The organism is Hymenobacter glaciei, from assembly GCF_039539585.1.
Classification (GTDB): domain Bacteria; phylum Bacteroidota; class Bacteroidia; order Cytophagales; family Hymenobacteraceae; genus Hymenobacter; species Hymenobacter glaciei.
The window spans coordinates 189,396-212,660 of record NZ_BAABDK010000021.1; the positions used below are offsets into that span (position 1 = coordinate 189,396).

General features: G+C 58.3%; 22 protein-coding genes. 12 read left to right on the forward strand and 10 right to left on the reverse strand.

The window, feature by feature from the left end:
• Positions 1-79 precede the first annotated feature (79 nt).
• The gene (locus ABD837_RS13840; RefSeq protein ID WP_345055530.1) at positions 80-1,249 is read left to right on the forward strand and encodes a cysteine desulfurase family protein; all 1,170 of its coding nucleotides are present in this window, start codon (positions 80-82) and stop codon (positions 1,247-1,249) included.
• Between the two features lie 77 nt (positions 1,250-1,326).
• Here the strand turns inward: ABD837_RS13840 and ABD837_RS13845 are convergent, their stop codons facing one another.
• Together ABD837_RS13845 and ABD837_RS13850 are read right to left on the reverse strand one after the other, a co-directional pair.
• Positions 1,327-2,517: a hypothetical protein gene (locus tag ABD837_RS13845; protein WP_345055532.1), complete on the reverse strand. Its 1,191-nt coding sequence runs from the start codon at positions 2,515-2,517 to the stop codon at positions 1,327-1,329.
• Positions 2,514-3,542: a DUF2157 domain-containing protein gene (locus ABD837_RS13850; protein WP_345055534.1), complete on the reverse strand. Its 1,029-nt coding sequence runs from the start codon at positions 3,540-3,542 to the stop codon at positions 2,514-2,516. The genes ABD837_RS13845 and ABD837_RS13850 overlap by 4 nt, the downstream gene beginning before the upstream one ends.
• A gap of 166 nt (positions 3,543-3,708) precedes the next feature.
• On the opposite strand from ABD837_RS13850, the gene ABD837_RS13855 reads away from it, so the two are divergent.
• On the forward strand, positions 3,709-4,392 hold the full coding sequence (locus tag ABD837_RS13855; protein WP_345055538.1) for a hypothetical protein: 684 nt from the start codon (positions 3,709-3,711) through the stop codon (positions 4,390-4,392).
• Positions 4,393-4,471: 79 nt separating this feature from the next.
• Positions 4,472-4,918 (forward strand): PRC-barrel domain-containing protein, encoded by a 447-nt coding sequence (locus tag ABD837_RS13860; RefSeq protein WP_345055541.1) that lies wholly within the window; start codon positions 4,472-4,474, stop codon positions 4,916-4,918.
• Between the two features lie 87 nt (positions 4,919-5,005).
• Here the strand turns inward: ABD837_RS13860 and hemH are convergent, their stop codons facing one another.
• Complete coding sequence (gene hemH / locus ABD837_RS13865; protein ID WP_345055544.1) at positions 5,006-6,049, reverse strand: ferrochelatase; 1,044 nt, start codon at positions 6,047-6,049, stop codon at positions 5,006-5,008.
• A gap of 17 nt (positions 6,050-6,066) precedes the next feature.
• The gene (locus tag ABD837_RS13870) at positions 6,067-6,621 is read right to left on the reverse strand and encodes an NADPH-dependent FMN reductase (protein ID WP_345055547.1); all 555 of its coding nucleotides are present in this window, start codon (positions 6,619-6,621) and stop codon (positions 6,067-6,069) included.
• A 93-nt stretch (positions 6,622-6,714) separates the two neighbouring features.
• On the opposite strand from ABD837_RS13870, the gene ABD837_RS13875 reads away from it, so the two are divergent.
• The gene (locus ABD837_RS13875; protein ID WP_345055550.1) at positions 6,715-7,734 is read left to right on the forward strand and encodes an AraC family transcriptional regulator; all 1,020 of its coding nucleotides are present in this window, start codon (positions 6,715-6,717) and stop codon (positions 7,732-7,734) included.
• On the opposite strand, the gene ABD837_RS13880 is transcribed toward ABD837_RS13875, so the two are convergent.
• The gene (locus tag ABD837_RS13880) at positions 7,691-8,395 is read right to left on the reverse strand and encodes a hypothetical protein (protein ID WP_345055554.1); all 705 of its coding nucleotides are present in this window, start codon (positions 8,393-8,395) and stop codon (positions 7,691-7,693) included. The two genes, ABD837_RS13875 and ABD837_RS13880, sit on opposite strands and share 44 nt — an antisense overlap.
• A gap of 214 nt (positions 8,396-8,609) precedes the next feature.
• Here ABD837_RS13880 and era point away from each other — a divergent pair, with 214 nt between their 5' ends.
• The 3 genes from era to ABD837_RS13895 all read left to right on the forward strand — a co-directional run bounded on the left by era (position 8,610) and on the right by ABD837_RS13895 (position 11,430).
• A complete protein-coding gene (gene era / locus ABD837_RS13885) occupies positions 8,610-9,506 on the forward strand; it encodes a GTPase Era (RefSeq protein ID WP_345055557.1) in 897 nt (298 codons plus the stop codon).
• Between the two features lie 161 nt (positions 9,507-9,667).
• Complete coding sequence (gene der, locus ABD837_RS13890; RefSeq protein ID WP_345055560.1) at positions 9,668-10,996, forward strand: ribosome biogenesis GTPase Der; 1,329 nt, start codon at positions 9,668-9,670, stop codon at positions 10,994-10,996.
• A gap of 182 nt (positions 10,997-11,178) precedes the next feature.
• On the forward strand, positions 11,179-11,430 hold the full coding sequence (locus tag ABD837_RS13895) for a hypothetical protein (protein WP_345055563.1): 252 nt from the start codon (positions 11,179-11,181) through the stop codon (positions 11,428-11,430).
• A gap of 55 nt (positions 11,431-11,485) precedes the next feature.
• Here ABD837_RS13895 and ABD837_RS13900 read toward each other — a convergent pair whose 3' ends face one another.
• The 5 genes from ABD837_RS13900 to ABD837_RS13920 all read right to left on the reverse strand — a co-directional run bounded on the left by ABD837_RS13900 (position 11,486) and on the right by ABD837_RS13920 (position 14,753).
• On the reverse strand, positions 11,486-12,085 hold the full coding sequence (locus ABD837_RS13900; protein WP_345055565.1) for a hypothetical protein: 600 nt from the start codon (positions 12,083-12,085) through the stop codon (positions 11,486-11,488).
• Between the two features lie 80 nt (positions 12,086-12,165).
• Complete coding sequence (locus tag ABD837_RS13905) at positions 12,166-12,450, reverse strand: hypothetical protein (protein ID WP_345055567.1); 285 nt, start codon at positions 12,448-12,450, stop codon at positions 12,166-12,168.
• A 19-nt stretch (positions 12,451-12,469) separates the two neighbouring features.
• On the reverse strand, positions 12,470-13,267 hold the full coding sequence (gene murQ, locus ABD837_RS13910) for an N-acetylmuramic acid 6-phosphate etherase (protein WP_345055669.1): 798 nt from the start codon (positions 13,265-13,267) through the stop codon (positions 12,470-12,472).
• Between the two features lie 74 nt (positions 13,268-13,341).
• Positions 13,342-13,587 carry a cytochrome b5 domain-containing protein gene (locus ABD837_RS13915; protein ID WP_345055569.1) on the reverse strand — a complete coding sequence of 82 codons (246 nt, stop codon included), beginning with the start codon at positions 13,585-13,587 and terminating at the stop codon, positions 13,342-13,344.
• 8 nt (positions 13,588-13,595) lie between these two features.
• On the reverse strand, positions 13,596-14,753 hold the full coding sequence (locus ABD837_RS13920) for a formimidoylglutamase (protein WP_345055571.1): 1,158 nt from the start codon (positions 14,751-14,753) through the stop codon (positions 13,596-13,598).
• Between the two features lie 199 nt (positions 14,754-14,952).
• On the opposite strand from ABD837_RS13920, the gene ABD837_RS13925 reads away from it, so the two are divergent.
• The 5 genes from ABD837_RS13925 (at position 14,953) to ABD837_RS13945 (ending at position 23,263) form a co-directional block, all read left to right on the forward strand.
• Positions 14,953-16,752, forward strand: coding sequence for an AMP-dependent synthetase/ligase (locus ABD837_RS13925; RefSeq protein WP_345055573.1), 1,800 nt, complete (start codon positions 14,953-14,955; stop codon positions 16,750-16,752).
• Positions 16,753-16,887: 135 nt separating this feature from the next.
• Positions 16,888-17,370 carry a MarR family winged helix-turn-helix transcriptional regulator gene (locus ABD837_RS13930; protein ID WP_345055575.1) on the forward strand — a complete coding sequence of 161 codons (483 nt, stop codon included), beginning with the start codon at positions 16,888-16,890 and terminating at the stop codon, positions 17,368-17,370.
• A gap of 101 nt (positions 17,371-17,471) precedes the next feature.
• Positions 17,472-19,880 carry a 3-hydroxyacyl-CoA dehydrogenase/enoyl-CoA hydratase family protein gene (locus tag ABD837_RS13935; RefSeq protein WP_345055578.1) on the forward strand — a complete coding sequence of 803 codons (2,409 nt, stop codon included), beginning with the start codon at positions 17,472-17,474 and terminating at the stop codon, positions 19,878-19,880.
• A gap of 122 nt (positions 19,881-20,002) precedes the next feature.
• Positions 20,003-21,187 carry an acetyl-CoA C-acyltransferase gene (locus ABD837_RS13940; protein WP_345055580.1) on the forward strand — a complete coding sequence of 395 codons (1,185 nt, stop codon included), beginning with the start codon at positions 20,003-20,005 and terminating at the stop codon, positions 21,185-21,187.
• Positions 21,188-21,472: 285 nt separating this feature from the next.
• On the forward strand, positions 21,473-23,263 hold the full coding sequence (locus tag ABD837_RS13945) for an acyl-CoA dehydrogenase family protein (protein ID WP_345055583.1): 1,791 nt from the start codon (positions 21,473-21,475) through the stop codon (positions 23,261-23,263).
• Positions 23,264-23,265 lie beyond the last annotated feature (2 nt).

The following is a 23,265-nucleotide window of genomic DNA, read 5'->3' on the forward strand; positions in this document are numbered from 1 at the left end:
TTTGTGTCGTGTTAATTCCGAAGAAGCCGGGTGCACCCACGCCCGGCTTCTGGCTTTTTTCTGCTGAAATGACGTGTCTATGAATTCAACTTCCCTCTCCGCCCCCGCCTACGCTTATTTTGATAACGCTGCCACTACGCCCCTCGACCCCGAGGTGCTGGAGGCCATGCTGCCATTTTTGCAGCAGCACTACGGCAACCCCAGTAGCCTGCACGGTCCGGGGCGGCAAGTGAGAGCCGCCATCGAAAACGCCCGCAAAACAGTAGCTCACCTGCTGAACGCCGCCCCGGCCGAAATCACTTTTACCAGCGGTGGCACTGAAGCCGACAACTACGCTGCCTTTGGTAGTGTGCGCACGCTGGGGCTGAAGCATGCCATTACTTCGCCGCTGGAACACCACGCGGTGCTGCACCCCTTGCAGGCGCTGGCTAAAAGCGGCGAGATTGAGCTGCACTATGTGAAGCACGACACGCAGGGCCAACTCGATTTAAAGCACTTGGAGGAATTACTCGCGGGGCAGTCGCGCACCTTTGTGAGCCTGATGCAGGCCAACAACGAAATTGGCAACCTGAACGACATTGCTGCTATCGGAGACATTTGCGCCCGGCATGAAGCGGTGTTCCATACCGATACGGTGCAGACGATGGGCCACTACCGGCACGACGTACAAAGGCTGAAAAACCAGTTTCTGGTGGGCTCAGCGCACAAATTTCACGGGCCGAAGGGCGTGGGGTTTATCTATACCCGTAGCGGTTTGCAGGTCAGCCCGCTTATTCATGGGGGCTCGCAGGAGCGCAACGTGCGCTCGGGTACCGAGAATGTGGCTGGCATTGTAGGGCTGGCTAAGGCGCTGGAAATCGCAGTGCGTGATTTGGCTAGCCACCAGGCGCACGTGCAGGGGTTGAAGGACCGGTTTATCACCAAACTGCGGGCCGACATTGCCGATGTGCAATTCAACGGTGTGTCGGAGTTAGCCGAGCATAGCCTGTACACGGTGCTGAGCGTGAGCCTGCCGCCGTCGGCCTTCAGCGAGATGCTGTTGTTCAACCTGGATATCAGCAAGGTCGCGGCTTCGGGCGGTTCGGCCTGCACCAGCGGGGCGCAAACCGGCTCGCACGTGCTCGAGGCGTTGGGTTGTGACCCTGAGCGGGCAACAGTGCGCTTCTCGATGAGCAAGATGAACACCGAAGCTGAAGTAGATTATGCCGTGGCGGCGCTGGCTAAGCTGTACCGGCCGGTGGCAGTGTAGTGGCAGCTTCGATTGCTGCACGTGGAATAAAGCCGAATGCGGCACGAAACCCATTGTTTTCGTGCCGCATTCGACTTTTAAAAGTTGCCCGTCGCGCCGCCGCCGCCCGATTGCCCGCCTCCGAAGTCAAACCCATCGGCGGCTGGTGCACCAGGTGCGTGGGCTGTTTGGGCTTGAATCAGGTTTTCGAGGTTGAAGTGGCGCGGCTCGTCGTCGGGCAGGGAGGTGAGGCCGAAGCGAGCGGGCCGCAGGTAGCGAAGCAGGGCTCCGGCGGCTACCGTAAGCACGAGGCCACCGGCTACGGCGGTGATTTCGGGAGGCATCAACGAGCGGTAGTACCGAAGGGTGAAGAACGAAAACGCCAGGGTCAGCAAGCCTAGCAGCAAGGTTGGGCGGTCGGCCCGGCGTAGGCCCAGCACAATGTAGAGCAGCGGGATGCCGGCTGTGAAGGCATAGAACAGCGGCGCCAACGGAATCTGTGTTGACGCAAACTCATGGTTCAGGTCGGCGTAGCCCTCGCGTACCACCAGGTAATTGCCGCCCAGGTAAAACAGCGTAAGGGCCAGCAGCTTCACAATCAGCAGGCAGTTGGCGTAGTAGTCGGCCAAAGCAGTTCCGGCAAGGCGACGGCCAATGGCGCGGTAACCCAGCAGTGTCGCACCGGCCGTGGCCATGAATACAAAAGGCAGCAGTAGTAAGGCGGGCGGAATGGATAGAACCGCCAGCAGCACCAGAACCAGCACAGTTATAAAGGCAACGAAAGTAGCCAGCACATCGGCGTAGCGCACCACGGCGGCCAGCATTACTATCAGCCCTAACGTGAGCGGCAAAAAACCACTAGTAAGGCCGACAGCAGAGAAGTTCCAATTGTCCGCTTCGAAAAAGACATAGGCAATTAACGCTGCCGCGATTCCCAGACCTGCATATAGCAGGGCATTGTCGGCGCCGGCATGGTAAAAGCGGCGCTCCCGAATCACCAGTTCCAGAACTCCGAAGCAGGCCAAGCAGCAAACCAGCCCGGTGGCAAATGGTGCGTCCCCTTTGGTAATCAGTGCCAGCACAACGCCCATCATAGTAAGCCCAATCCAGGTGAAGATGAAAAGGCCTACGCGCAAGGGCCACACCGGCTGGTAATAGGGTAGTGGGTAACCTGCCTCGATAGCTGCTAACTGCTCAGGGCTAAGCTGCCCGCGGCGCTGCCAGCGCGCCGCACGGGCCCGCAGTACCGTATGGAAGGCCCAATCGGGGTTGTATGCTTGCCAGTTCATGGTTGAGGTGAAGGGGTCGGAGCCGCCGGGCCCGCGGGCCCGTGCATGATTTTTTTCAGGTTCACAAAAAAGAGTACTACCACCAGTGCCCCAAGCGGGAAGAACACAAAAGCCCCGACAATTGCCAGCTCGGGAACCAGCATCAGCAAATGCACCAGTACATAGCAGGCAGCAAAGTAGGCGTAGCCCGCCGCCAGTATCAGAAACCAGTACGACTGCGTGCGGCGGGCATACCAGAACAAGCCGGCGCACAGCCCCACAATAAGCAGCGTAATGCCGGCACTCACTAGCGAGTCCCGGTAATAGGGCGCATCGAGCAACGACGTTGCCAGCGCGGCCAGTGCCAGGTTGCTGCCCAACAGCAGATAGGTAAAGGCAAAATGCGCCTTGCGCCCCCGAAATTCGGAATAAAAGCCGGTGCACATCAACAGTAGGCCTAAGCCGATAGCGGCCCCACGAATGTCATCGTTCCAAAACTCGTTCTGGGTGAGCACGGCCAGCGGCGCTACCGTGAGGCCCACCCACGAAGCCAGCGCCGTGAGACCCATGGCCAGCACCCCGCGATGGTCGAACCAATAAGCCAGCGGCAAAAAAAACAGTGCCGGCAACACTGTTACCAACCCGTAGCGCTGCCCGAATACGCCGTACTGGTACTGCGCATAGCCTTCCAGCACCACAAAAAGCAGGCAACCCAGCAGCAACAGGTAGTCGGCTCCTACCGACGTACGCGGAGCAATGCCCCAGGTAAACGGGGCGCGATGCCGTACTGCGAAGGTGAAGCAGGCAGCGGTGAGCGCAGCAATAACAGCAATGATTAACCCGTGGCCAATGCTGTCGATGTGCTGATAAATGAGTACCCCCAACCCTCCCGCCAGCATTGTGATACCCAGGTAGAGCAATGTCCGCAGCTCGTAATGCAAGGAAAAGGGTTGGATGCGCTCGGCGGCGGCAATGGCAGCCACCTGTTCGGCGGGTAGCAATTCGCGCGCCTCCAGGTCGGCTAGGTAAGGCAGCGGAGATGACATGATGTGTACTAAATGGTCGTAGAAACCGGCTCGGTCGCAAGCGGGCTATTGGCTAGGCAATACTACGACTATGTAATCTATATATAGGATAAGCGTGTATGCTTGCGAAGGAATGACTATTTTTCGCCTTCTATCGTAAGCCGACTTCTCTGCTTATTCCCCCACAATGGCTGACATCAATATTCAACGCAAAAAAACCTCTCCCAGCCCGTGGCTGCTGGTGTTACTAGCCGCCGTGGTGCTAGCCGTGGCTGCTTACTTTTTCCTGCGACCCGGCCCCGCCGATGAGCCTGCCCCACTCGCCGCGACCACGGAGGCGGCGTCGCCCGCTACGGCCCCGGATACCCTGGCTGCCGCTGCTGCCATAGACCAGGCCACCCGCCGGGCAGCTATTGATGCCATTCCACAGGGCGACAGTACCCAAGATGCTGCCAACAGCAGTTCCGAAACGGCTGCCTCGCTGGCCACCCAAGCCGCCAGCAACCCCGCTGCTCCCGACTATGCCCTGCATGGACTGCAAAAGCTGGCCGGGGTGCTGGTTTCTCTCACCGACCGCGACGATTTTCGTGAACCTGCTATTGCCGAGCAGCGCGACAATCTCACCAGCGCCATTGCCCGCCTAGATGAACCTAATACCAGCCTACGCCCCGGTTTTGTAGCGGCAGCCGGGCTCGTGCGGGTCATGCAGCAAAAGGCTTACCCCGAACTGGAATCGCAAGCCAACGACTTGGCAAGCCTGGCCGGGCAATTATCGGGGCGTAGCGCCACGGCTGCTGAACAACGCCAGAACCAGCAGTTTCTGACGCAGGCCGCTGCCGCAGTGCGAGTGCTCGGCGAGCCTAAGAATTGATTTTTAGTTTTAGGTTGTTGGTGGTTGAAAGAACCTGCCACCAGCTGACGACCAATAGCTATTAACTGACACCTTGCCCATGGAAACGCCTATTCTGCGCCGCTTGCGCGACCTTACTGAATTCGAAGTAGCCGACGATAATCCCGACGTACGTGGCTGGACCGTGCGCGGCAACGATGGCCAGGCTCTGGGCATCGTGCACGAGTTGATTGTGGATGTGGAGGCCCTGAAAGTGCGCTACCTCGATGTGGAGCTGGATAGCCGCTTCCATATTAATGAGCACGAAAACCACATTCTGCTGCCCATCGGAGCAGCTTCGCTGGATGAGGACGGCGACAACGTATTTGTGCCCGCGCTCAATGCTGAGTCGGTGCTGAACTACCCGCCGTACGTTGAAATCCAGATTACTCGCACGTATGAAGAGGCCATTTTGCGTGCCCTGGGCAAAGAGCCAACCGCCAACCCACGCTTCTATGAGCAGGACTCTTTCGACGCAGGCAGCTTTTATAGCCGCCGGGCCTCCTGAGCTAATCATCGTCAAGGAATAAAAGGAAGCGCTGCTGAGCTAAGCTCAGCAGCGCTTCCTTTTGCTAACTGGTTAACCTGTTATAACTTAATTCCGCCGCACCATGGCGGCCACGGCCTCTACCCACTGGGGCTCCGAGTTCAGCGAAGGCACCAATTGCCAGTGCTGGCCACCGGCGCTCTCAAACAGTTCTTTGAATTCCTCGCCCACTTCGATGGTCGTTTCGAGGCAGTCGGCCACGAAAGCGGGGGAGAAGGCCAGGACGTTTTTAATGCCTTTGGCGGGGAACTCCTTCAGCGCCTCATCGGTGTAGGGCTGCAGCCAGGGGTCGCGCAGGCGGCTTTGCAGGCGGCTTTGGAAGGCCACGGTGTACTGCTCGGGCTGTAGGCCCAGGCCCGCCGCTATCAGGCGCGACGTGGCAAAGCACTGGGCCCGGTAGCAATACTGATTTTGTGGGGTGAGCGTATCGCAGCAGCTTCCGAAGCGGCAGTAGTTGGTGGGGTCACCCTTTTTCACGTGGCGCTCCGGAATGCCGTGGTAGCTTAATACCACGTGGTCGTAGTGCTGCTTGTCCATCTCGGCCCGGCCGCGCGCCACAATGGTGGCAATAAAGCCCGGGTCGGTGGCAAACTGACTGATGAAGCTGATGCTGGGCACCACCCACCAATCTTTCACCAAGTCCATCACTTTCTCCTGCACCGAGCCCGTGCTGGCCGATGCATACTGCGGGAAAAGAGGCAGCACAATGATGCGCTCCACCGCCGCCGCACGTAGCTCCTCCAGCGCCTTCTCGATGCTGGGCTTCTGGTAGCGCATGCCGAAGGCAACGAGGTAATGCTCGCCTAGTGCCTCCTGCACTCTCGCCTGCAAATCGAGCCCGTGAAAGAGCAGCGGCGAACCCCGCTCCGTCCAGAGTTCCTTGTAGATTTTGGCCGACTTGGGGGCCCGCAACGGCACCACCAGTCCCTGAAACAGCGGGTAGCGAATAGCAGCCGGCATATCCACCACGCGGCCGTCGGTGAGGAATTCGTTGAGGTAACGCCGCACGTCGGGCGTGTTGGGCGAGTCGGGCGTGCCGAGGTTAACAAGTAGCACGCCGATGCGGGCGTTAGGGGACGTAGTGGAATTCATTGGGGCAAAGTTCAGAATCAATCAGCTAAATCAGGTACGGGTACAGCGGCAACGAGTGCGGTCATGGCGGCCGTCAGTTTAGTGGCAAGTCCCGTATCGGTCACTTCACCCGCCGCACCAAGCCTGGTGCGCACCAGCGGTATCGGAAACGAGGCGGCTGGCACTATTGCGGCGCCCAGCGCTTCCAGGGTGAGAAGTAGGCCGGCCCGGGCACGGTCGCCGCCCACCTCGGATGGAGACGCACTCAGCACGCCGGTTGGCTTGCCATAGAAACTGCCCGCCGAAACCAGCCAGTCGAGCGCATTTTTCAAGCTGCCGGGCATGCCGTAGGCGTATTCTGGTGTGGCAATCAGTACGGCATCGGCAGCGCGCAGCTGCTCGCGCAATGCGGCTACAGCCGGCGCAACGGACGAGCTGGGAGCATCCAAATCCGGACTGAATAGGGGCAAGGCGAGAACGTCTTCGTAAAAAGTGCAGTTAATTCCGGCCGGCGCCACGGCTACTGCTGCCCGTAGCAGATGGCCAATGGCAGAAGCAGAGCGGGGGCTACCCGAAAAAGCGAGAATGGTCATCGAAGATGTCAGTTGGGCTTTTCAAACCGCCAGGTTGGGAGGATGGTTTGACCGGTCGCCCGTACTTGCAGCCGGATTCTATTCTCCGTGTTCATGACGCCGCCCGATACCCTTGCTGCTTCCTCCCTCAATCTGCTGCTGTGGGTGGCTGGCCAGCATGGTGCCGATGTGCCGGCTCTGTGTCGGGCAATTGAGTTCGACCCTGCCACTGCGGCGGGCCCCGATGCCCGCGTGCCCATTGCCACCATTCAGCGCTTGTGGCCGCTGGTGATGGAGGCCACGCACGACCCACACTTCGACCTGCACCTTGGCGGTTCCATCAATTTCGCCACTGCGGGCACCTTGGCGTATGTATTGATGCACGCGCCCACGCTGGGGGCAGCCATTACGCTGCTGTGCCGCTACCAGGACGTGGCCTGCCAGGGCGTGCGCACCTACCAGACGCCAGCGCCCGAGTGGCCCGGTGGCACCTGGCTGAACCTGGAGCTGACCAGTTCTGCCATCGTGCACCCGCAGTACGTGCTGAATTCGGAGCTGTCAATTTATCTGGCGGCTTTCGCCACGCTCACCGCCCAGCCAATAATACCGAAAGCCGTGCGCCTGGCCTACCCTCGCCCCGCCGAAACGCGCGAGCACGAGCAAACCCTCGGTACCACTAAGCTGGAATTTGATGCGCCATTGACGCAGATTGCGCTCGATGAAGCTACGTTGGCGTTGCCCATTCCCTATGCCAACGCAGCGCTGTTTCCGTTGTTTGAGCAGCACGCCGTCGCCTTGCTGGCCCGGTTGCCTACCAGTCAGCTGCCCACGCTGGCCGAACAGGTGCGCGGCGAAATCGTGCGCTTGCTCAAGGGCGAAGCGCCTACGCTGGCTGCCGTGGCCGACTGCCTCCACTTGGGCGTACGTACGCTGCAACTCAAGCTGAAGGAAACCGGCCACACCTACCAGCAGCTGCTCGATGCGGTGCGAAGCGACCTCGCCCAGCGCCACTTGCACGAGCCCGCCCTCAGCATCACCGACATTGCCTTTCTGCTGGGATATTCCGAGACGAGCGTGTTTGTGCGCTCCTTTAAAAAGTGGACGGGGCAGACGCCGGGTGCGTTTCGGCGGTAGCCGGCGTGCCGGCTCGCACCTCCCGGTTACGGTCGACCCAATACGCCAGCAGTACCGGCAGCCACAGCAGCTGCCCGCCCCACCCAATAACGGCAGTCGTCATAGGCTCCTGGCTCAGTAGGCTGCTGATATGCACTAGTAGAATGAACGCGGCCAGGCCCCACACGCCGTAGCAGCCCTGGCGGTTGCGGGCCCGGGTGGTGCGCAAATACCCATACAGCCCCACGAAGAAAAACAGGGCTTCCACAGCCTGCGTGCCGGCCATTGAGTTCCACAGGCCCAGGCCCAGCAGCGGTGAGCTCCCCAGAAACAGCGGTAAATCGGGACGGTGTACTACCAAATCGAGCAGCCAGTGGCTGGGCACCAGCAGGCCTACCAACAGCGCCCCGCCCGCGTTGCGGCGCAGCAGCCAGTAGCTCAGCCCCAGCAGCAAGCCCCAAACCACATCCATGGCCAGGCTATGCGAGAAGGGATAGTATACAAAGTCGAATGACGAAACCACCATCAGCCCCGGCACCATGCGCACTTGCTCGACGCCGAGCAGCAACAGGTTCGGCCACAATATGTCGGCGAATTGCGCCGCCAGAAACAGGGTGCCCAGCGACACGCGCGGTTGCGCCGCCTTGGCACCAAATCCTAATCCAAAATGCCCGATAAACATGGTTTTGACGTGTTAAGTGAGAGGTCCGTTGAACAAGTCAAAGGTCCGGTCCCACTTAAGCGGCATTGCTGATGTTTTCCGCAAATCGAATTGACCAAAAGCGAAATTTTGCGCCCTGTTTCCGCACTTCAGCACCCGGCACGTTTATTACTGCCGTAGCTTTTTCGCGCCGAAAGCCGTACCTTTGCGCCCCTGATTATCAAACCCATCCATCGTGAACCCCGAAACTAAACCCCACCGCGCCGGCTTCGTGAGCATCATTGGCAAGCCCAACGTGGGCAAGTCTACGCTCATGAATGCGCTGGTGGGCGAGCGGCTCAGCATCGTCACGAGCAAGGCCCAAACCACGCGCCACCGCATTCTGGGTATCCTCAACGGCGATGATTTCCAGCTGATTTATTCCGACACGCCCGGCATTATTCAGCCCAAATACGAGCTGCACAACGCCATGATGAGCTTCGTGTATTCCTCGCTCGAAGATGCCGACGTGGTGCTGTTCGTGACCGATATATACGAGAAGCACGACGAGGAGCCCGTAGTGGAACGCCTGCGCAAAATGGTGGACACGCCCATCATCCTGCTCGTCAATAAAATCGACCAGGCCAACCAGGAAGAGGTAGCAGCCAAACTGGCCTACTGGAAAGAGCAGCTGCCCAATGCTGCTGAAGTTTTGCCCATTTCGGCCCTCAAACAGTTCGGCACCGACGGCGTGCTGCAACTGGTAATGGAGCGCCTACCAGTGCACCCACCGTATTACCCCAAGGATGAACTAACCGACAAGCCCGAGCGGTTTTTCGCCGCCGAAATGGTGCGTGAGAAAATATTCAAACTCTATAAAAAAGAGATTCCCTACAGCTGCGAAGTGGTTATCGAAGAGTTTAAGGAAGAGGAAGACATCATCCGGATTCGCGGCATTATTTACGTCGAGCGCAACTCGCAGAAAGGCATCGTCATCGGCCAGGGCGGCGAGGCACTGAAGAAAGTAGGCACCTGGGCGCGCGAGGAAATGGAGAAATTTTTTCAGAAGAAAGTGTTTCTGGAAATGTATGTGAAAGTGAACGAGAACTGGCGCACCGACGCGAAAGCGCTGAGCCGGTTTGGGTACCAGTAGGACGCAGCCTTTGCTGCGTCGCACGTTCGTGCCCAAAGAACCATTATAAGCCAATCCCTGACGCAGCGAAGGCTGCGTCCTACATATTCCGACCATCCATAACTAACACACCCCGGGCACTGCCGAATCTAGGTCGGGTCGGCGGCTGGGGCCAACACCACATGTCAAAGCAAAACACGGTCGCCATTGTAGGGCGGCCCAACGTGGGCAAATCCACGCTTTTCAACCGCCTCGTGGGCCAGCGCAAGGCCATCATGGACAACGAGAGCGGCGTAACCCGCGACCGTCACTACGGCTACGGCGACTGGATTGGCAAGAACTTCACCGTGATTGACACGGGCGGTTATGTGCACAATTCAGAAGACATTTTCGAGGGCGAAATCAACAAGCAGGTGAAGCTGGCCATCGAAGAGGCCGACGTCATCCTCTTTATGGTAGATGCCGAAGCCGGCGTGCACGGCCTCGATGAAGAGTTTGCGCACGTCCTGCGCCGCTACATCAGCAAAAAGCCCATCTACATGGTGGCCAACAAGGCTGATACCAACCTGCGCGCCAACGGCGTGGGCGAGTTCTACTCGCTGGGCCTCGGCGACGGCGAAATCTACGCCATCAGCAGCGCCAACGGCCACGGCACCGGCGAATTGCTGGATGCTGTAGTAGCAAACTTCGACGACCCAGGCATTGAAGAGCCGGAGTCGGAAATTCCGCGCATTGCGGTGGTGGGCCGCCCCAACGTGGGCAAATCCAGCCTCGTAAACCTGCTGCTCGGCGAAGACCGCAGCATCGTAACCGAAATTGCCGGCACCACCCGCGACTCGATTTCGGCTCGCTATAACGCTTTCGGCAAGGAATTTATCCTAGTCGATACGGCCGGTTTGCGCCGCAAAGCCAAGGTGAGCGAGGACGTGGAATTCTACGCCAACATGCGCAGTCTGCGTGCCCTGGAAGAGTGCGACGTGTGCATCGTGATGCTCGACGCCAGCCGGGGCATTGAGGCCCAGGATGTGAACATCATCACTCTGGCCGACAAAAACCGCAAGGGAATTGTCATCCTAGTGAATAAGTGGGACTTGGTGGAGAACAAGGAAACCAACACGTCCAAGGAATTCGAGGCGAAAATCCTCGAAAAGATTGCGCCCATTGCCTACATCCCCGTGGTGTTCATTTCGGTGTTGAACAAGCAGCGTGTGCACAAGGCCATCGAAACGGCCATTGAAGTGTACCACAACAAGCGCCGCAAAATCCCAACCTCGCAGCTGAACGACATCATGCTGAAGGAGATTGAGAAATACGGCCCGCCCGCGCTCAAAGGCAAGATGATTCGCATCAAATACGTGACGCAACTGCCTACGCACAACCCGGTGTTCGCCTTCTTCGCCAACCTGCCGCAGTACGTGCAGACCAACTACGTGCGCTACCTCGAAAACCGGATGCGCGAGCATTTCGACTTCACCGGTGTGCCTATTGGTATCCTGTTCCGCAAGAAATAAGGCGAAGTTGGGACGAGCAGTGGGCTCACGAGTGATGGGCGCGTAAATACTTTGTGAAATTTTTAGATTGTTCGGGTTACCTTTTTTTAGCTCGTGTATAAAGCCCCGAATTTGAAGGAAAGCCTCGGCAAAAACCTTCGGATGTAGCTTGAAAATCAACCACATTTAAAACAACCCCCAAGATGAAAAAAGTATTGTTCCTCGCTCTGGCTGCTGCTTCGTTCTCGTTCACCGCTTGCGAAAGCAAGAAAGAAGAGGCTGTTGAGCAGCAGGCTGAAAACGTAGAGGCAGCTGGCGAAGCCAAAGCTGACGCTATGGAAGACAAGGCTGACATGGTTCGTGACTCGGCTGATGCCAAGTCGGATGCTATGGAGAACGCCGCTGACAAGATGGCTCCTGCTACCGAGACTCCTGCTGCAGAAGTTAAGAAGTAATTCTTGCCTTAGTCAATAAAAAAGCCCTTCCGGCAACGGAAGGGCTTTTTTGCGTTTACTCGGTTGGTGTTTGAAGCTCGGTTTCGGGCAGGCCCAACCGGCGGTTCAGCAGGCCATCAACCACCTCAAATAAGCGGCGCGGCTCGTAGATGCGCCAGGGCAGGTCATCGAGCTGGCCGCCAAAGTTAATGTAGTTATCAACGTTGTATTGCTTCATTTCGCGCCGCACATGCTCCTGGAAGTTCACACCGGCAATCCAGCCATCTTCTGCGTCTTCGTACCACTCCTCGTAGTAGTCGTCGTCGGAACCGTGAAAGTTGAAGACGTTTTCGCCGATGAGGATGAATTTGCGGATGCCCTCGTGCGTCAGAATATCGATGATATTCCGCTTGAGCTCCATAATGTCGTTTTCGATGGCATCGTTCCACTCGCCGATGAATTCAAGCACGGCAATGCCGTCTTCGTAGTCGGCAAACAAAATTTTGAAGAACAGCGTGTCCGACCCCAGACTGTCCCACTGCGGATGGATGTAGTAGCCGTAGATGGTGTTGGTGTAAGCCTCTAGGCTGTTTTCAGCTCCGAAAAGGGGAGAGCGCGGGTCGTCGGCGGCCGAGTATTGCTCAATCCAGTTGTAGTGCGGCTCGATGGTGTGCATGGGTTGGGAGGGAAGGGCAGCCGTGCCCGTTTCCGAAACGGCTGCCGCTTTAGAAGCAAAAGGTGTCTTCTGCTAACCCGTTATTCCGCCCCACGGTTCGCCAGCAGGCTGGCCAAAACGGTAGCCCAGAACATTAGCCCCGGAAAAGCCAGTGCCGCCGCCAGCAGTCCCAGCCGCACCCGGCGCTGGCTGAAAGCCCGAAAACCCAGCACCACCAACCCGATACTGCAGACGGCAAAGCCAGTGTTATAAATCGTATCGAACCAGGGTTTGTCCAGCGCATCGGGCAACGGCTGGTACAGGCACAGCAGTAGCAGGCTCTGAAGCACACACAGGAATCCAATCCCAATTCTGAGGCGGGCCATAGGGGCAAAAGTGGAAGTACTACTTGCGCGCATCCAGGGCCGCTCGCACACTGCCGTACTGCTTCAGAAGTTGGGCTGCCTCGGCTTGTTCGATGCCGAGTTCATCCATCAGCATGCGTTCGCCCCGGTCCACCAGCTTCACGTTGGAGAGCTTCATGTCGACCATCTTGTTGCCGCGCACATAGCCCAGGCGAATAAAAGTGGCAGTAGTGAGCATGTTCAGCACCATTTTCTGGGCCGAGCCGGCTTTGAGGCGTGTGCTGCCCGTGATAAACTCCGGCCCGGTCACCACTTCCACCGGAAACTCGGCCGCCGCTGCCACAGCCGAACCCGCGTTGCAGACCACGCAGCCAGTGGCCAGGCCCGCTGCCCGCGCCTGCTCCAGCCCGCCAATAACGTAGGGCGTGCGGCCCGAAGCGGCAATGCCCACGAGCACGTCTTTGGCGTTGATGTTGTGGGTTTGCAGGTCCTTCCAGGCCTGTTCGGCGTCGTCTTCGGCACCTTCCACTGCCACCCGAATGGCCCCGTCGCCACCGGCCATAATGCCCACCACCATCTCGGCTGGCACACCAAACGTGGGCGGGCACTCCGAGGCATCGACCACGCCCAGCCGTCCGCTAGTGCCAGCTCCTATGTAAAATAAGCGTCCGCCATCACGCAGCCGGGCCACCGTAACTTCTACCAGCCGCTCAATTTGTAGCAGCGACTTCGCCACCGTTTGGGGAACGGTGTGGTCGAGGCGGCTGAGGCCAGCCAGTAGCTCGGTGGTAGAGAGCGTTTCGAGGTTGCTGAATTCGGAGGGAGCTTCGGTGGTCATCATCGGGTGTAGAACATGCGTTAGCTTGTTGAGGAAAAAGGGAAGTTCAAACGGTGAACAAGCTAACGCATGTTCTACAGGAGTTGCCCCACAACGGGGAAATTGTCGAATACGTTGGCTGTGTGTGGCGCGTCTTTATCCAACTCGGCAGTCAGGTCCTGGCCAGCCCAGTGTTCGTAGTGGTTGCCGCGCCGCCACAGTCGCGAGCGGCTCACGTCATAAATCTTTCCCTGATAAGCCACCCAGATTTCGTCGCGGTCTTGGCCGTTGCGCAACGCCAGCTGGCGAATCGTGTAAAAGGGAATGGGCAACGTTTCCATTACAAAAACTAGCTCAGCAGCGCCTGCAACCGAATCCAGCGTTGCGGCAGGTCGCCTTGTGAGGCGTTCAGGTAGTCCTCGTACGTACAAGGGACCACGCGCTTGGTAGCGTTGTCGCCGAGCCGTTCCACTTCCATCCACCACTTTTCGGCGCGGCGCGACTTGTAGAACACCAGCTTGTCGGGGTTGCCGGGCAGCACTACGGTGTAGGTGAGGAAGCGGAAAGTGCCGAAGCCGGTTTCGGGCTTGCGATGGTAAAAGCCTTCCACGAAGTACCAGAGCATGGTGGCGATGGTGGCTGCTGCCAGACCGTTGGGGTCCACGTCGGCGCGGTAGCCGTAGAGGCCAAAGGAGCTGAGCTGCTCGTTGTGGCCAGCGTACCAGCATAGCTGGGTGGCTTCTTCATTGCCCAGACCGAAAGGGTTGGCGGGGTAGTAGCCCGGCGAATCCTGCCAGCGAATGGCAGCAATGTCCACGCTCATAAAGTCGGCCTGGCGCACCAGTGGCTCGGCCAGTCGGCGGTCGCCACGTACCTCGCCCACGCTCATCGTGTCGAAATGCAGCTTTTCGAGGGCCACCATCACCTCGGGCGGCGTGAGGTATTGCTGGTGGCCGAGGTGGGCCAGGCTGAACACGATGTTGGGCTCGTGCACCAGCAGGCGGCGCAGGTGGCTTTCCTCGGGTGGGGTGCCGGGGCCGGGCTCGGCCATGTCGGGCCGCGAGTCCACCACGGTCACATTGATGGTGCGATTCTGCACCTCGTAGGCCAAAAACTGCCCGTAGTCCAAGTCGTGGCTGCCGCCCAGCAGAATGGGCACCGTGTTTTCCTCCAGTAGCGCCCCAATAATTTCGCGCAGGCGCTGATAGGTGTCTTCCAGTGTGAGGCCGGGGCGCAGGTTGCCAAGGTCGACCAAGCGCAGCAAGCCGCTGCCTTTTTGCAGCTGGTAAAAGCGTTGGCGCACTTCATTAGGGCCGTGGCGGCGGGCGTTGGGCGGGCCGGCTGCGCTGCCACGCCACTCGTCCAGCCCGATGAGGGCCAGGTCGGCGGTGCGCCAGTCGGGGAAGGTCTCGGTGAAGCGGGTAGCGTAGGCAGCCAGCGTGGTAGGCGCAGGCGAGGCCTCGGTCAGCGTTTCCGGCAGCGGGTCAAAAAACAGAGCCAGATTCATTGGGAGCGGGAATGCAAGGGCCTCAAAATTACACCGAAAAAAGCTGGATTTTGGGGCTATTTGAGCGTTTCGGTGGTTGGTTTGGTTTTTAGCAATGGTAGCAACACCACGGATGGGTTTACTCCGAGGTAGCGCAGCTCCGAAAAAAGCGCTTTATTTAAGCTGAATTTCACGCCATCCGCCTTACTCGACCCCACCCATGGACGTTCGTCGCGCCTTTGATATCCTTGCTCACCAAATTGCCGAGTCGCCCAAATCCGACGCCCTGGCCTCCAAAATCGATGGTAAATGGGTGCCCATCAGCAGCCAGCAAATCCAGGACCAGGCCAACCTGGTCTCGCTTGGCCTCGTGTCGCTCGGCCTCAAGCACGGCGATAAAGTCGCCATCATCAGCATGAACCGCCCCGAGTGGATGCTGGCCGATTTCGGCATCTCGCAAATCGGCGCCACCAGCGTGCCGATGTACCCGAGCATCACCGTCGAAGACTACAAATATATTTTCACTGATGCCGGCGTGCGCGCCGTGTTTGTGTCCGATAAAAAGCTGTTCGACAAGGTACACGAAGCCACCGAAGGCCTCGATATTCCCGCCGAAAACATCTTCACCTTCGATAAGATTGAGGGAGCCCGCCACTTCAGTGAGTTGCTGGAGCTGGGCAAAAAAGGCAAAACTGCCGACCTGGAACCACTGAAAGCGGCGGTTGAGCCCGACGATTTGCTCACGCTCATCTACACCAGCGGCACCACCGGGCAGCCCAAAGGCGTGATGCTTACGCACGACAATATTCTGAGCAACTGCCGCAATTCGCAGCGCTTCGTGCCCGTCACGCAGAACGATAAAGCCCTAAGCTTCCTGCCGCTTTGCCACATTTTCGAGCGCATGGTAACTTACCTGTACATGATAAATGGCGTGAGCATCTACTACGCCGAGAACATGGACGTTATCGCCGACAACCTGCGCGAGGTAAAGCCCGAAATCTTCACCACCGTGCCCCGCTTGCTGGAGAAGGTATATGATAAGATTGTATCTAAGGGGCATGAACTCGATGGCGTGAAAAAGGGCCTGTTCTTCTGGGCGCTGGACTTGGGCCTGAAGTACGACACCCAAAAAGACCAGGGCTTCTTCTACAATACTCAGTTAGCGCTGGCCAATAAACTCATTTTCAACAAGTGGCGTGAGGCGCTGGGCGGCAACCTCCGTTGCATCGTGAGCGGCGGCGGCGCTTTGCAGCCACGCTTGGCCCGCGTGTTCTGGTCCGCGGGCATTCGCGTAATGGAGGGCTACGGCCTCACCGAAACCTCGCCGGTAATTGCAGTGGGGGGCTACGAGCCCGAGAATAACATGATTGGTACCGTCGGCCCGCTCATCGACAACATGGAAGTGAAAATTGCCGCCGACGGCGAGATTCTAACCAAGTCGGCCTCCGTGATGAAGGGCTACTACAACCAGCCTGAGCTCACAGCCAAGGAGTTCGACGAGGAAGGCTGGTTCCACACCGGCGACATTGGCGAACTGGTAAACGGTAAGTTTCTGAAAATCACCGACCGCAAGAAGGAGATGTTCAAGACCTCCGGCGGCAAATACATCGCCCCCCAGGTTATCGAAGGCAAGTTGAAAGAGGACCCGCTCATCGAGCAGGCCATGGTAGTAGGCGCCGACCAGAAATTCGCCTCCGCACTGGTTATTCCATCTTTCGCCGACCTTAAAGGCTGGTGCAAGCGCAATGGCGTGCCCGATGCTTCGAACGAAGAACTGGTGAAAAACCCAAAAATCGTTGACCTGTACGAGGGGTTGGTGAAGAAGTATAACCAGAGCTTTGCCCAGTGGGAGCAGGTGAAAAAAATCACCCTATTGCCGGAGCTCTGGACCGTGGAAAGCGGCGAGATGACGCCCACCATGAAGGTAAAGCGCAAGGTGATTACGGAGAAAAACAAGGACCTGATAACCGATATGTACGAGCGGGCCGACAAGGAGCCTCGCGAACGGAAGGCCCATTAAGCAAGCACGAGCGCGGACTTTTCGTTGGCGGGTGAGTTAGCTCACCTACCAAAGAAAAGTCCGCGCTTCTTTTTTGTCAACTGTTATGCAAGCCTAATATATTTTTCGTAAGTTTACCGCACTATCAGCCTGCCCATGAAACCCGAAGAAACCGTCGATTACAACATTAAAGTGGCCTGGCATGCGATTTCGCGGATGTACAACACCCAGGCCGCGCAGAACGATATCACCACGAGCATTGGCTTTGTGCTGCTCAACATCGACCAGGAGCGCGGCACGCCGGCCACCAAAATTGCCCCGCTGCTAGGCCTCGAAACCCGCAGCCTCACCCGCATCCTGCGGAGCATGGAGGAAAAAGGCCTGATTTATAAACAGGCCGATTCGGTGGATAAACGTTCGGTCCGCATCTTTCTTACTCCGCTGGGTCTGGAAAAAAAGGAGGTGTCGCGCCAGACCGTGCGCCACTTCAACCTGAAAATCCGCGAAAAAATCCCGCAGAGCCAGTTGGACGTGTTCTTCAAAGTGTCGGCTCAGATTACGAGCATGATTGAAGGCAAAACTCTCTTCGAAGAGTTCGTGCTGAAACCGCTGGCTGCCGAAGCATCGGCAGCTTCCTGATAACTAAACGTCATACGGAACGGAGCGGGACGCAGTGATGCGTAACGTGCAGATTTCCTAGCTAATAACTTTACCACCCACTCATCACCCCCACCAAGAGGATGAATCGAACCATCAAGAAAGTTGCCGTGCTCGGCTCCGGCGTTATGGGCTCGCGCATTGCCTGCCACTTCGCCAACATTGGCGTGCAGGTGCTGCTGCTCGACATCGCCCCCAAAGAGCTGTTGCCCGACGAAGAGAAAAAAGGCCTCAAACTCGACGCGCCGGCGGTGAAAAACCGCATCGTGAACGCTGCTTTGCAGGCCACCGTCGCGGCCAACCCCTCGCCGCTCTACCGCAAGGCCGACGTGAGCCGCATCAAAACCGGCAACTTCGACGACAATCTGAAGGACATTGCTACCTGCGACTGGACGATTGAGGTGGTTGTAGAGCGTCTCGACATTAAAATGAGCCTGTTCGAGCGCGTGGAGCAGTTCCGCAAGAAGGGCACGCTCATCACGAGCAACACTAGCGGGATTCCGATTCATCTGATGACGGAGGGCCGTTCGGAGGATTTCAAGAAGCACTTCTGCGGCACCCACTTCTTCAACCCGCCCCGTTACCTGAAGCTGCTCGAAATTATCCCAACGCCGGATACTGACCCGGCCATCGTGGATTATCTGCTGCATTATGGCGACCTGTACCTGGGCAAAACCACCGTGCTGGCCAAGGATACCCCGGCCTTCATTGCCAACCGCGTGGGCGTATTTGCCATCATGGACGTGCTGCGCATCATGCAGGAGCTCGGTCTGACGGTGGAGGAAGTAGACAAGCTGACTGGCCCGGTAATCGGGCACGCCAAGTCGGCTACCTTCCGTACTTCGGATGTGGTGGGCCTCGATACCCTGATGAACGTGGCCAACGGTCTGGCTCAGGGCCTGCCCAACGACGAGGCCAAAGCGGTATTCGCGCTGCCCGAGTTCCTCAAGAAGATGGGCGAGAACAAGTGGCTGGGCGATAAAACCGGTCAGGGCTTCTACAAAAAAGTAAAAGGCGAAGGCGGCAAGTCGGAGATTCAGGCGCTGGATTTGAGCACCCTCGAATACAAGCCCGGCAGCAAAGTGAAATTCGCTACGCTGGAGCTCACAAAGGCCATCGAAACGCTGGCTCCCCGCTTCGCCGTGCTCATCACGGGCAAGGATAAGGCCGGTGATTTCTACCGCAAAAGCTTCGGTAGCCTGTTCGCCTACGTGAGCAACCGCGTGCCCGAAATCACGGACGCACTGTATAAGATTGACGACGCGCTGCGCGCCGGCTTCGGCTGGGAAATGGGCCCGTTCGAAACCTGGGACGCGGTGGGCGTGCAGAAGGGCATTGAGCTGATGACGGCCGAGGGCAAGCAGCCCGCCGCCTGGGTAACCGAGATGGTGGCTGCCGGCCACACCACCTTCTATAAGGTGAACGACAAGGGCGCGAAGGAATTCTACAACGCCGAGACAAAGAGCTACCAGCCTGTTCGCGGTGTCGAGAACTTCATTATTCTCGACAACCTGCGCAGTACCGGCAAGGTGCTCTGGAAAAACGCGGGCGCTTCGGTGCTCGACCTCGGCGACGGCATTCTGAACGTGGAGTTCCACTCGAAGATGAACTCGCTGGGCCAGGACGTGATTCTGGGCCTGCTGAAAGGCGTGGAGATGGCCGAAGCCGGCTACCGTGGCCTCGTGGTGGGCAACGACGCGCCAAACTTCTCGGCCGGCGCCAACCTGGGCCTCGTGTACATGCAGGCCCTGGAGCAGGAGTTCGACGAGTTGAACATGATGATTCAGCAGTTCCAGCAGGCCATGATGCGGATGCGCTACAGCAGCATCCCGGTGGTAGGCACTCCGCACGGCCTCACACTGGGCGGCGGCTGCGAGCTAAACCTGCACTGCGACCGCGTAGTAGCGGCTGCCGAAACCTACATGGGCCTCGTGGAATTCGGCGTGGGCTTGATTCCTGGCGGCGGCGGCACCAAAGAAATGACCTTGCGCACTGCAGCCAAGTATGAGGAGGGCGAGCCCGAATTCAACATGCTGCGCAACACCTATATGACCATCAGCACCGCCAAAGTTTCGACTTCGGCCGCCGAAGCCTTCGACCTGGGCTTCCTGCGCCGGGGCGACGAAATCGTGGTGAACTCCAACCGCGTTATTGCCCAGGCCAAAGCTGCCGCGCTCGATATGGCTGATGCCGGCTACACCCAGCCCATGCCGAAAACCAATGTGAAGGTGCATGGCAAAGGCGCGATAGCCATGTTCAAAACCGGTGTGTACGCCATGCAGCAAGGCAACTACATCTCGACCCACGACCAACTCATTGCTGATAAACTGGCCTATGTGATGTGCGGCGGCGACCTCTCGGCCCCGACCGAGGTAAGCGAGCAGTACCTGCTGGACCTCGAGCGAGAGGCGTTCCTGTCGCTGTGCGGCGAACGCAAAACGCTGGAGCGCATTCAGAGCATTCTGACCACCGGCAAGCCGCTGCGCAACTAACCCAATTTGTCATGCTGACGAAGGAAGCATCTTATCACGGCTGCCTTCATTAGCGTCTTAAACCTCAGCAGCGCCGGCGTGATAAGGTCCTTCGCTGCGCTCAGGATGACAATCAAACTAATATGTCTAACACCGCATACATCGTAGCCGGCTACCGTACGGCCGTGGGCAAAGCCCCTCGCGGCGGTTTCCGCTTTACCCGGCCCGACGACCTCGCCGCCGCCGTTATCAAACACCTCGTGGCCGAAGTGCCCGCCCTCGACCCCACGCGGATTGACGACGTTATCGTCGGCAACGCCGTGCCCGAGGCGGAGCAGGGCCTGCAAATGGGCCGCCTGATTTCGCTGCTGGCCCTACCCATCAACGTGCCCGGCCTCATCGTGAACCGCTACTGCGGCTCCGGCGTCGAGACCATTGCCATGGCCGTGGGTAAAATTTCCTCTGGCATGGCTGACTGCATCATCGCGGGCGGTACCGAGAGCATGAGCATGGTGCCCACCGTAGGCTGGAAAACCGTGCCCAACTACAACCTGGCCATGAAGCACCCCGACTACTACATGGGCATGGGCCTCACCGCCGAAGCCGTGGCCGTGGACTACAAGGTAAGCCGCCAGGACCAGGACGAATTCTCCTATAACTCGCACCAGAAGGCTATTAAAGCCATTCAGGCAGGCAAATTTGCCAAGAGCATTGTGCCTGTCACGGTAGAGGAAACCTACGTGGACCAGGCCACTGGCAAGAAGAAAAACCGCACCTACGTGGTCGATACCGATGAAGGCCCGCGCGCCGACACTTCGGTAGAAGCGCTGGGCCGCCTGCGCCCCGTGTTCGCCGCCAACGGCAGCGTAACCGCCGGTAATTCCTCCCAAACCTCCGACGGCGCGGCCTTCGTGCTCGTAATGTCGGAGCGCATGGTAAAAGAGCTGAACCTCGAGCCCATTGCCCGCATGGTGAACTACGCCTCCGAAGGCGTCGACCCGCGCATCATGGGCATGGGCCCCATCAAAGCTGTGCCCAAAGTCCTCAAGCAAGCCGGCCTGAAACTCGACGACATCGACCTGTTCGAGCTCAACGAAGCCTTTGCCTCGCAGTCCATCGCCGTGGTGCGCGAGCTGGGCATCGACCCCGAGAAGCTGAACGTGAACGGCGGCGCAATTGCCCTAGGCCACCCGCTGGGCTGCTCCGGCGCAAAGCTTAGCATCCAGCTCTTCGACGAGCTGCGCGAGCGCGGCAAGAAGTACGGCATGGTTACCGCCTGCGTAGGCGGCGGCCAGGGCGTTGCCGGCATCTACGAGCTGCTGAAGTAGCAGCTTCTGAAAATGGCGAACGTCATGCTGAACTTGTCGAAGCATCTCTACCGCAGCAGTAAACTAATTAAATGGATTGCGTTGTGCGGTAAAGATGCTTCGACAAGCTCAGCATGACGTTCGAAATGAAAAGAAAACCCCGAATGAACGGGGTTTTCTTTTTGCAAAGTAGTAGGCGTGCCTAACATATTTTTTGTAACTTGCAACTCTAATTCGCCGGCTCACTGTTTCTCCAAGTAGTAGGCTAGCCTAACACTTTTAACTCTATACCCCACCCCAACCGTCATGGAAGTAACGCAGCAAGCCAGCCTGAAGGGCGGCGAATTCATTATTAAGCCGACCGATGCCCAGAGCGTCTTCACTCCGGCCGACTTTACCGAGGAGCAGAACATGATGCACCAAACGTGCGTCGACTTCGTGCAAACGGAGGTTTCGCCTCTGCTCGACCGCCTCGACAATCACGAGGAAGGCCTGATGCGTAGCCTTATGGAGAAAGCTGGCCAGCTTGGCTTGTTCGGCGTGAGCGTGCCCGAGCAGTTTGGCGGCCTCGACATGGACTTCCCCACCGCCCTGCGTGTAACCGAAGGCGTGGGTGGCGGCCACTCGTTCCCAGTAGCTTTCGCGGCCCACACTGGTATTGCTCTGCTGCCCATCCTGTATTTCGGCAACGATGAGCAGAAGGCCAAGTACCTGCCCGGCCTCACCGACGGCTCGCTGATGGGCGCCTACTGCCTCACCGAGCCCGGCTCGGGCTCTGACGCGCTGGGTGCCAAAACCAAAGCCGTTCTCAACGCCGAAGGCACGCACTACGTGCTGAACGGCCAGAAAATGTGGATTACCAACGCCGGTTTCGCCGACGTGTTCATCGTATTTGCCCAGATTGACGGCGACAAGTTCACCGGCTTCATTGTGGAGAAATCGACGCCCGGCCTGAGCCTTGGCAACGAGGAGCACAAGATGGGCATCAAGGGTTCTTCGACCCGTCAGGTGTTCCTATCCGATGCGCAGGTACCCAAGGAGAACGTGCTGGGCGAGATTGGCAAAGGCCACCTCATTGCCTTCAACGTGCTAAACATTGGCCGTATTAAGCTGGCTGCTGCCTGCTTGGGCGCTACTAAAATGGGTGCTACCCAGAGCGTGCGCTACGCCAACGAGCGGGTGCAGTTCAAAATGCCTATCTCGAAGTTCGGTGCCATTCGTTACAAGCTGGCCCAGCAGGCTATCCGCATCTACGCGGTCGAGTCGGCCATCTACCGCGCTGGTTCCGACATCTACCGCATGGAGCAGCAGCTCATGGCCGAAGGCAAAGGTGCCAACGAAGCCTTGCTGGGTGCCGCCCGCGAGTTTGCTGTGGAGTGCGCTATTTTGAAAGTAGAAGGCTCGGAAGTGCTTGATTACGTAGTAGATGAAGGCGTGCAGATTTACGGTGGCTACGGCTTTTCGGCCGACTACCCGATGGACCGCGCTTACCGGGATGCCCGCATCAATCGCATCTTCGAAGGCACCAACGAAATCAACCGCCTGCTGGCCGTCGACATGATTTTGAAGAAGGGCCTGAAAGGCGAAATCGACCTGATGGGCCCTGCCCAGGCCGTGCAGCAGGAGCTGATGAGCATCCCGAGCATGAGCCAGGACGAGGAAACCGGCCTGTTTAGCAAGGAGTTGAAAACCATCGCCAACCTGAAAAAGGCCATTCTGATGGTAGCCGGCTCGGCCGTGCAGAAGTTCACCGCTACCCTCGCCAAAGAGCAGGAGCTGCTGATGAACATCGCCGATATGAGCATCAAAACTTACATCGCCGAAAGCACCATTCTCCGCGTGGAGAAGGAAGCCTCCGCCAAAGGCGCAGAGGCTCTGTCGGTAGAAGCCGACATCGCCCGCGTATACTTGGCTGATGCTGTTGACTTGGTAGAGAAAGCCGCCAAAGATGCCATCGGCAGCATGGCTGAGGGCGACGAGCAGCGCCTGCTGCTCATGGGCCTCAAGCGCTTCACCAAAACGGAGCTCATCAACGTGAAAGAGTCGCGTCGCCGCATCGCTGCCAAGCTGATTGAGGCCAACGAGTACGTGTTCTAATT

What these genes read in the sequence shown, in the direction of transcription:
- ABD837_RS13840 (WP_345055530.1), top strand. Translation starts at nt 80, where the DNA reads ATGAATTCAACTTCCCTCTCCGCCCCCGCCTACGCTTATTTTGATAAC.
- ABD837_RS13845 (WP_345055532.1), bottom strand. Translation starts at nt 2,517, where the DNA reads ATGAACTGGCAAGCATACAACCCCGATTGGGCCTTCCATACGGTACTG.
- ABD837_RS13850 (WP_345055534.1), bottom strand. Translation starts at nt 3,542, where the DNA reads ATGTCATCTCCGCTGCCTTACCTAGCCGACCTGGAGGCGCGCGAATTG.
- ABD837_RS13855 (WP_345055538.1), top strand. Translation starts at nt 3,709, where the DNA reads ATGGCTGACATCAATATTCAACGCAAAAAAACCTCTCCCAGCCCGTGG.
- ABD837_RS13860 (WP_345055541.1), top strand. Translation starts at nt 4,472, where the DNA reads ATGGAAACGCCTATTCTGCGCCGCTTGCGCGACCTTACTGAATTCGAA.
- hemH (WP_345055544.1), bottom strand. Translation starts at nt 6,049, where the DNA reads ATGAATTCCACTACGTCCCCTAACGCCCGCATCGGCGTGCTACTTGTT.
- ABD837_RS13870 (WP_345055547.1), bottom strand. Translation starts at nt 6,621, where the DNA reads ATGACCATTCTCGCTTTTTCGGGTAGCCCCCGCTCTGCTTCTGCCATT.
- ABD837_RS13875 (WP_345055550.1), top strand. Translation starts at nt 6,715, where the DNA reads ATGACGCCGCCCGATACCCTTGCTGCTTCCTCCCTCAATCTGCTGCTG.
- ABD837_RS13880 (WP_345055554.1), bottom strand. Translation starts at nt 8,395, where the DNA reads ATGTTTATCGGGCATTTTGGATTAGGATTTGGTGCCAAGGCGGCGCAA.
- der (WP_345055560.1), top strand. Translation starts at nt 9,668, where the DNA reads ATGTCAAAGCAAAACACGGTCGCCATTGTAGGGCGGCCCAACGTGGGC.
- ABD837_RS13895 (WP_345055563.1), top strand. Translation starts at nt 11,179, where the DNA reads ATGAAAAAAGTATTGTTCCTCGCTCTGGCTGCTGCTTCGTTCTCGTTC.
- ABD837_RS13900 (WP_345055565.1), bottom strand. Translation starts at nt 12,085, where the DNA reads ATGCACACCATCGAGCCGCACTACAACTGGATTGAGCAATACTCGGCC.
- ABD837_RS13905 (WP_345055567.1), bottom strand. Translation starts at nt 12,450, where the DNA reads ATGGCCCGCCTCAGAATTGGGATTGGATTCCTGTGTGTGCTTCAGAGC.
- murQ (WP_345055669.1), bottom strand. Translation starts at nt 13,267, where the DNA reads ATGACCACCGAAGCTCCCTCCGAATTCAGCAACCTCGAAACGCTCTCT.
- ABD837_RS13915 (WP_345055569.1), bottom strand. Translation starts at nt 13,587, where the DNA reads ATGGAAACGTTGCCCATTCCCTTTTACACGATTCGCCAGCTGGCGTTG.
- ABD837_RS13920 (WP_345055571.1), bottom strand. Translation starts at nt 14,753, where the DNA reads ATGAATCTGGCTCTGTTTTTTGACCCGCTGCCGGAAACGCTGACCGAG.
- ABD837_RS13925 (WP_345055573.1), top strand. Translation starts at nt 14,953, where the DNA reads ATGGACGTTCGTCGCGCCTTTGATATCCTTGCTCACCAAATTGCCGAG.
- ABD837_RS13930 (WP_345055575.1), top strand. Translation starts at nt 16,888, where the DNA reads ATGAAACCCGAAGAAACCGTCGATTACAACATTAAAGTGGCCTGGCAT.
- ABD837_RS13935 (WP_345055578.1), top strand. Translation starts at nt 17,472, where the DNA reads ATGAATCGAACCATCAAGAAAGTTGCCGTGCTCGGCTCCGGCGTTATG.
- ABD837_RS13940 (WP_345055580.1), top strand. Translation starts at nt 20,003, where the DNA reads ATGTCTAACACCGCATACATCGTAGCCGGCTACCGTACGGCCGTGGGC.
- ABD837_RS13945 (WP_345055583.1), top strand. Translation starts at nt 21,473, where the DNA reads ATGGAAGTAACGCAGCAAGCCAGCCTGAAGGGCGGCGAATTCATTATT.